Source organism: Nocardioides sp. P5_C9_2 (assembly GCF_054049555.1).
Window position 1 is genome coordinate 1 of sequence record NZ_JBFUMD010000169.1, and the last position, 7,236, is coordinate 7,236.

The 7,236-nt window shown below is 74.0% G+C and carries 8 protein-coding genes; 5 read left to right on the plus strand and 3 right to left on the minus strand.

The features are described 5' to 3' along the window. From ACXJKL_RS10270 to ACXJKL_RS10285, 4 genes are all read left to right on the plus strand, one after another. The coding region (locus tag ACXJKL_RS10270) for an ATP-binding cassette domain-containing protein (RefSeq protein ID WP_457206960.1) at nt 1-632 on the plus strand (632 nt) is incomplete at its 5' end. Then, on the plus strand, nt 629-1,393 hold the full coding sequence (locus ACXJKL_RS10275; protein WP_457206961.1) for an ABC transporter permease: 765 nt from the start codon (nt 629-631) through the stop codon (nt 1,391-1,393). The genes ACXJKL_RS10270 and ACXJKL_RS10275, both read left to right, overlap by 4 nt. Continuing rightward, nucleotides 1,390-2,454 (plus strand): sensor histidine kinase, encoded by a 1,065-nt coding sequence (locus tag ACXJKL_RS10280; protein WP_457206962.1) that lies wholly within the window; start codon nt 1,390-1,392, stop codon nt 2,452-2,454. The genes ACXJKL_RS10275 and ACXJKL_RS10280 overlap by 4 nt, the downstream gene beginning before the upstream one ends. Next, nucleotides 2,451-3,056 (plus strand): response regulator, encoded by a 606-nt coding sequence (locus ACXJKL_RS10285; RefSeq protein WP_457206963.1) that lies wholly within the window; start codon nt 2,451-2,453, stop codon nt 3,054-3,056. The genes ACXJKL_RS10280 and ACXJKL_RS10285 overlap by 4 nt, the downstream gene beginning before the upstream one ends. Here the strand turns inward: ACXJKL_RS10285 and ACXJKL_RS10290 are convergent. The 3 genes from ACXJKL_RS10290 to ACXJKL_RS10300 all read right to left on the minus strand — a co-directional run bounded on the left by ACXJKL_RS10290 (nt 3,053) and on the right by ACXJKL_RS10300 (nt 6,450). Then, nucleotides 3,053-4,255, minus strand: coding sequence for an NAD(P)/FAD-dependent oxidoreductase (locus ACXJKL_RS10290; RefSeq protein ID WP_457206964.1), 1,203 nt, complete (start codon nt 4,253-4,255; stop codon nt 3,053-3,055). The two genes, ACXJKL_RS10285 and ACXJKL_RS10290, sit on opposite strands and share 4 nt — an antisense overlap. Nucleotides 4,256-4,333: 78 nt before the next feature. Continuing rightward, the gene (locus tag ACXJKL_RS10295; protein ID WP_457206965.1) at nt 4,334-4,543 is read right to left on the minus strand and encodes a DUF6458 family protein; all 210 of its coding nucleotides are present in this window, start codon (nt 4,541-4,543) and stop codon (nt 4,334-4,336) included. 131 nt (nt 4,544-4,674) lie between these two features. Next, nucleotides 4,675-6,450 (minus strand): NHL domain-containing thioredoxin family protein, encoded by a 1,776-nt coding sequence (locus ACXJKL_RS10300; RefSeq protein WP_457206966.1) that lies wholly within the window; start codon nt 6,448-6,450, stop codon nt 4,675-4,677. Between the two features lie 53 nt (nt 6,451-6,503). Here ACXJKL_RS10300 and ACXJKL_RS10305 point away from each other — a divergent pair. Further along, a partial coding sequence (locus ACXJKL_RS10305) for a maleylpyruvate isomerase family mycothiol-dependent enzyme (protein WP_457206967.1) occupies nt 6,504-7,236 on the plus strand: 733 nt, incomplete at its 3' end.

A 7,236-nucleotide genomic window follows, 5' to 3' on the forward strand; every position in this document is an offset into this window, starting at 1 on the left:
GCGCGGTCATGCAGACCGGTGGCCTCCTCGGCGACTTCACCGTCGTGGAGACCGTGCAGGCGATCGCCACGCTGCACGGGCGCCGGGACCGGGTCGCGGAGGTCGTCGAGCGGGCCGGGCTGGCCCCGATCGCCCGCCGACGGGTCCAGGCGTGCTCGGGCGGTGAGCAGCAGCGCCTCAAGTTCGCGCTGGCGCTGGTGCCCGACCCGGACCTGATCGTGCTCGACGAGCCGACGACCGGGATGGACGTGGCCAGCCGGCAGGCGTTCTGGGAGACCATGCGCGCCGACGCGGCCGGCGGACGCACCATCGTCTTCGCCACCCACTACCTCGCCGAGGCCGACGAGTTCGCCGCCCGCACCGTGCTGATGAAGGCCGGGCGCATCGTCGAGGACGGCCCGACCGCGGACGTGCGGGCGGCCTTCGGCGGCCGGACGGTCTCCTTCCGTCCTCCTACCGAGGTCGTGCACCGCGACGGCGTCGACCCCGCCTGGCTGGCCCGCGTCGGGGCGGCCCTGGCCCCCCTCGGCGTCACCGACGTCGAGGTCTCCAGCGCCAGCCTGGAGGCCGCCTTCCTCGCCCTCACCCGCACCGACGACGTCACCGACCACCTGGCAGGAGCCTCCCGATGAGCACGACCGTCCAGACCCCGGCCGCCCTGGTCGGCTACGCCGCGCTCGACCTGCGTCGCCAGCTGCGCGACCGGGTGCAGATGTTCTTCGTCATCGCCCTGCCGGCCTTCATGTACGTCGTCTTCGGCCTCGGGTCCGACGACCCGGCGGGCAGCGGCAACGTCGCGATGTACGTGATGATCTCGATGGCGGCGTACGGCGCCGTGACCGCGACCACGGGAGTGGCCGGCAGCGCGACCCKGGAGCGGACCAGTGGGTGGGGGCGCCAGCTGGCGCTCACACCGATGCGGCCGCTGTCGTTCCTCACCCTCAAGACCGGCCTCGCGATGGCCGTCGCCGCGGTCCCGGTCGCCCTCATCTATGCGATCGGCGCCGCCACGGGCGCCGCCGGCACCACCTCCGACTGGCTGCTGTCCGGCGTCATCGTCTGGGCGGGATCGGCCCTGTTCGCGGTCTACGGGCTCGCCGTGTGCCTGGCCTTCCGCGGCGACAACACGGTCGGCATCGCGTCGGGGCTGATCGTCATCATGGCGTTCCTCGGCAACGTGTTCACCCCGATGTCGGGGTTGATCCTCGACATCGGCCGGCTCACGCCGCTCTACGGGTACGCCGCGCTGGCCCGCTACCCGCTCACCGACGGCTGGACACCGGGCGGCACCCACGACCCGCTGTGGCTCCCGGTCGCTAACGTGCTCGCGTGGACCGTGATCTTCGCGCTGGTGGCGCTGTGGGGCCTGCGCCGGGGGCAGGAGCGGGTGTGACGGCCGCGGGACAGGCGACCYCGACCCCCACCACCTCCCCGTGGGAGCGGTGGGCGTGGGTCTTCGCGGGGATCTGGCTCGTCTTCCTCGTCTACCCGGTCATCGAGATGTTCCAGGCGACCGGGTCGGTCGTGGTCACCGCCATCGGCCTGGCCTTCATCGCCGCGTTCGCCGTGGTCTACCTGGCCGGCTACGGCTGGCTCGCCGACCGGCCGTGGCTCGTCTTCGGCCTGCTCGTCGCGCTGGGCCTGGCCACCGCCACCATCATCGGGGTCGAGGCGATCGGGCTGACGCCCTACCTCGGCGTCTACGCCGCGCTGATGCTCCCGTCCCCGTGGTGGCCGCGCGTCACCACCGTGGTGGCGCTGCTCCCCCTGTTGTCCCTGGTGGCCGGCGACGGGTTCCCGGCGTTCTTCTTCCTCATGGTCTGGCCGATCATCATCGGCATGGTGCTGCTGCGGGTCTTCACCGAGGGCGAGCACCGCGCCGACGAGACCCGCGCGGCACTCGCGCTGGTCGCCGAACGCGAGCGGGTGGCGCGCGACGTGCACGACGTGCTCGGGCACTCCCTCACCGCGCTGAGCATCAAGGCCGAACTGGCGGCCCGCCTCATCGACGTYGACCCCGAGCGGGCCCGGGCCGAGCTGGTGTCGATCCAGGAGACCGCGCGCCAGGCGCTGGCCGAGGTCCGCTCGACGGTGGGCGGCCTCCGCGCCAGCAACCTCGAGGCCGAGCTCGACGCCGCCCCGCTGGTCCTCGCCGACGCCGGCGTCGGCACGGTCGTGCACGGCGAGGTGGCCGACACCGACCCGCGGCACCGCACCCTGCTCGCGTGGGTGCTGCGGGAGGCGGTGACCAACGTGGTCCGGCACGCGGCGGCGAGCACCGTGGTCGTCGACCTCGGCCCGCGCGGCATCACCGTCACGGACGACGGCACCGGGATCACGCGCCCGGAGGGCAACGGGCTGCGCGGCATGCGCGAGCGGGTGACCGACGCGGGCGGCACGCTGGTCGTCGGTGACGCCGACCCCGGCACCCGCGTCGAGGTGCTGCTCCCGTGATCCGCCTGCTGCTGGCCGACGACCAGGCGCTCGTCCGCGGCGCCCTCGCCGCCCTCCTGGACCTCGAGAGCGACCTCACCGTGGTGGCCCAGGTGGGCCGCGGCGACGAGGTCGTCGACGCCGCGCGGGACTCCGGCGCCGAGGTGTGCCTGCTCGACATCGAGATGCCCGGTCTGACCGGGCTCGAGGTGGCCGAGCGGCTGCGCAGCGAGCTGCCCGCCGTCCGGTCCCTCATCGTCACGACCTTCGGGCGACCGGGCTACGTGCGCCGGGCGCTGGACGCCGGGGCGGCCGGGTTCGTCGTCAAGGACACCCCGGCGCGTGAGCTCGCCGACGCCGTACGCCGCGTCCACGCGGGCCTGCGGGTCGTCGATCCCACCCTGGCGGCCGAGTCCCTGATGGCCGGCCCGTCCCCGCTGACGGCGCGGGAGACCGAGATCCTGCGGCTGGCCCTCGACGGCTCGCCGGTCGCCACCATCGCGCGCGCGGCCCACCTCTCACAGGGCACCGTGCGCAACCACCTGTCCTCGGCGATCGGCAAGACCGGGGCCGCCACCCGGGGCGAGGCCGCCCGGATCGCGCAGGCGCACGGCTGGCTCTAGTCGTCCTCGGGTGGGGTGACGAGATCGGCCAGCGGGACGGTGGTGTCGGAGAACCTCTCGGGCACCGGCCCACCGACGAGGGCGCGGATCGTGTCGGTGGCGTCCCAGTCGTTGGCGTGCATGCCGGCGACGACGGTGCCGTCCTTCGCCCACAGCACGGTGAGTCCGGCGACGAGGTCGTCACCACGGACCACCATCTCGTCGTGACCGTCGGGCCCGACGCTGCCGACGTACTCCATGCCCATGTCGTACTGGTCGGTGAAGAAGTAGGGCTGCCGGGTGTAGGGCTGGTCGTCGCCCAGCATGGCGCGCGCGGCGGCCCGGCCCTGGTGCAGGGCGGTGTCCCAGTGCTCGACGCGGATCCGGCGGCCCAGGACGGGGTGGTCGTGGTTGGCGACGTCGCCGACCGCGAAGACGTAGGGATCGCTGGACCGCAGGGTCGTGTCGACCAGGATGCCGTTGTCGACGGCGAGCCCCGCCTCGCGGGCGAGCCGGTCGTCGGGGACCGCGCCGATCCCCACGACGACCAGGTCGGGGGTCACCTCGTGACCGTCGGAGAGCCGCACCGAGCCCCCCTCGGTGGACTCGACGGTCGTCGCGAGGCGCAGGTCGACGCCGTGGCCGCGGTGCAGCTCGGCGAACCGGGCACCGAGCTCGGGGCCCAGGACCCCCAGCAGCGGCTGCTCGGCCGGGTCGACGACGGTGACGTCCACGCCGGCCAACCGGGCGGCGGCGGCCACCTCGAGGCCGATCCAGCCGGCACCGACGACCAGGATGTGGCCCAGGAAGGCCTCCTTGAGGGCCACCGAGTCGTCGATGGTCCGCAGGTAGGTGACCGGCACGTCCGCGTCGTCGAGGTCGCCGAAGCGGCGGGGCGTGGCCCCGGTGGCGATCAACAACCGGTCGTAGGGCACCGACTCGGCCCCGGCGTGCACCTGACGGCGGTCCAGGTCGATGCCGGTGACCACCGTGCCGGTGCGCAGGTCGACGTCGTTGTCGTCGTACCACTGCTGCTCCATGACGTGCGCGGACTCCGGTGTCGCATCGCCCAGCAGGATGCCCTTGGACAACGGGGGCCGCTCGTAGGGCAGGTGGCGCTCGGCGGCGAGGACCACGATCCCGTCCTCGTGCCCCCGGTCGCGGAGCTCCCGTGCGGCGTTGGCTGCGGCGATGCCGCCCCCGATGATGACGATGTCCATGGCTGCCCCTGGGTGAGTGCGCCCGCCTGTCGGAACGGTGCCTCGCACGCTACAAGTGCCGGGGGGCCGGCGCCACAGTCAGATCTCGCGACGCTCCTCGACGTGCGTGGTGCGCGAGCGCTGCTGGTTCATCACGAGCGCGAGCACCAGCGACAGGACGCCCGCCGCCACCAGGATCCAGCCGAGCGTCTCGCTGGCGACGAACTCGTCGATGGCGCTCAGGTCGACGGCTCCGGTCAGCAGGATGAGACCGAGGACGAGCAGGACGATGCCGAGACCGATACCCATGATGTGCTCCTTCGTACGACGGCGCCGGTGCGCCGTGACTGCACCGAGGGTAGGACGTGGCCGTCCGCATTCCGTGCACCGGCGGCGCGACGGCACCTCGCGGCCCGGTACGACCTGAGTCACCCCGTGACTCAGGTCGCACCGCCGCCCAGGGGCAGGGCGAGCACCGCGTCGCCGTCGGCGGTGATCCGCACCGGCACGCCCCAGTCCTGCTGGTGCATGTGGCAGGCCGCCCCGTCACCGCCGCCCTCGTCGCAGGAGGCGGCCCGGGCCGCCACGTGCAGCACCCCGTCCCCCACCGTTGGGTCGAGGACGAGCTCGCGACGCAGGTCGGTGCCCCGCCCCTCGCCGTCGCGGATCAGCGCGGGCGGGGTCGCGGTCACCATCAGCTGCGACGGCGGGCCGAAGCGGTCGTCGACCTTCTGCCCCGGGGGCGGGGTGAAGGCGATCTCCAGCGACAACCGGGCGCCGACGTCGGTCACCGGACGCTGGGTGGTGTGGCTGAAGTCCGCCGCGGCGACGCTCGCGTCGAGCGGCACCCGGGTCAGCCGGTGGGCGGCCGACTCGACGACGACCAGGCCGCCACCGTCCGGGTCGAGGAGGAGCCCGCTGGGCTCGACGAGGTCGACGGCCAGGGTGGTCAGCCGCCCGTCGGCGAAGCGGCGTACGGCGCCGTTGTAGGTGTCCGCGACCGCGATCGAGCCGTCGGGGAGCACGGCCACGCCCAGGGGGTGCTGGAGCAGCGCCTCGCCGGCCGGGCCGTCGCGGAAGCCGAAGTCGAACAGCCCGGTCCCGACCGCGGTGTGGACCGCAGCGGGCCGCCCCGGCGACGGCGCCTCGATCCAGCGCAGGGAGGACGTCTCCGCGTCGGCGAGCCACAGCCGGTCGCCGTCGGCGGCCAGCCCGCTCGTCTGGGCGAACCACGCCTCCCCGGCGGGACCGTCGAGCAGCCCCTCGTTGAGGGTGCCGGCGACCACCGCGACCTCGCCGGTCACGGGGTCGAACGTCCACAGCTGGTGGATGCCCGCCATCGCGATCCAGATCCGGTCCTGCCACCAGGCGACGTCCCACGGGCTGCTGAGTCGCTCCGTGCCGTCACCCTGCATCCACTGGGTGCCGTCGCCGGCGAGGGTCCGCACGTCCCCGGTCGCGAGCGACAGGCCGGCGAGGCGGTGCCCGACGGTGTCGGCGACCACGACGTCGTACCCGACCCTGGACGCGAGCTCGGGGGGCAGCAGGCACAGGCCGTTGGGCTCGCGGAAGCCGTCGAACCGGCGGAGGACCGCACCACCGCGGTCGAGCAGGACGACCTCGTCGTGCCCGGCGTCGGCGACCAGCACCCCGCCATCCGGGACTCCCCCCGCGGACGAGGGGGGCACCGGCACCGCCTTGGCGGGGAAGCGCAGCTCGCTCGGCTCCACGACCGGGGGGACGTACGGCGAGTCGCCGGGCTGGAGCGTGCCCCGCTCGCGGTGCTCGGGCACGAGCTCCTCCAGCAGCGAGGCGATCGCGTGGGCGTGACCCTCCCCGGCGTACTGGGCGACGATGTACCCCTCCGGGTCGATCAGCACCAGCGTCGGCCAGGCCCGCGCCGTGTAGGCCTGCCAGGTGGTGAGCTCGGGGTCGTCGAGCACGGGGTGGTGGACGGCATACCGCTCGACCGCGGCGACCAGGGCGACCGGATCGGCCTCGTGGACGAACTTGGGCGAGTGGACTCCGACGACGACCAGCTCCTCGGCGTACCGCTCCTCCACCGGCCGCAGCTCGTCGAGGACGTGCAGGCAGTTGATGCAGCAGAACGTCCAGAAGTCGAGGAGGACGAAGCGACCTCGCAGGTCGCGGACGGAGAGCGGGGCGGCGGTGTTGAGCCAGCCGCGGCCGGTGAGCTCGGGAGCACGGACATGCACGTACCCCATTGTCCCCCGCGACCCCAGCGGCGCGTGCCACTAGGGTGCGCCCCATGAGCACCCCTCCCGCGGACGACCGCGGCGACGTCGCACTGACCGGCTACGTCGACCTGTGGTGGCAGGCCGTCAACGACTTCACCGCCCTGCTCGAGAAGGTGCCGGCCGAGCAGTGGGCGACCCCCACCGACCTGCCGGGCTGGGACGTCCACGCCGTGGCCGCGCACACCGCGCACCTCGAGTCGCTGCTGGCCGGTGCCGAGCACGCCGACGTCGAGATCGGCGACGTCCCGCACGCCCGCGGGATGATGGGCCGTTTCACCGAGCAGGGTGTGGTCGCCCGCCGCGACGCCACCCCGGACGACCTCATCAACGAGATCCGGGCCGCCGCGACCGCACGCCACACGGCGCTGCTGGCCGATCCGCCGACCGACCCCGACGCCCCGGCGCCGGGCGTCTTCGGTGCCATCGGCTGGAGCACCCTGACGCTGCTGCGCAACCGTCCGCTCGACCTGTGGATGCACGAGCAGGACGTACGCCGCGCGGTCGGCCAGCCCGGCGGGCTGGGCGCCGAGGCCGCGGCGCACTCCACCGACTACCTGTGCGAGAGCCTCGGCTACGTGCTCGCCAAGCGCGTCGGGGCCGACCCGGGCACCACGGTCGTCATCGAGGTCGAGGGGCACCCGCCGGTCGCCGCGACCGTCGCGGAAGGGGGCCGGGGCCGGCTGCTCGACGAGATCCCGACCGACCCGACGGTCGGGCTGCGTACCGACCGCGAGTCCTTCATCC

Excerpts from the sequence above, each read along its gene's own strand:
- ACXJKL_RS10290 (WP_457206964.1), bottom strand. The coding sequence starts at position 4,255 with ATGGACATCGTCATCATCGGGGGCGGCATCGCCGCAGCCAACGCCGCA.
- ACXJKL_RS10295 (WP_457206965.1), bottom strand. The coding sequence starts at position 4,543 with ATGGGTATCGGTCTCGGCATCGTCCTGCTCGTCCTCGGTCTCATCCTG.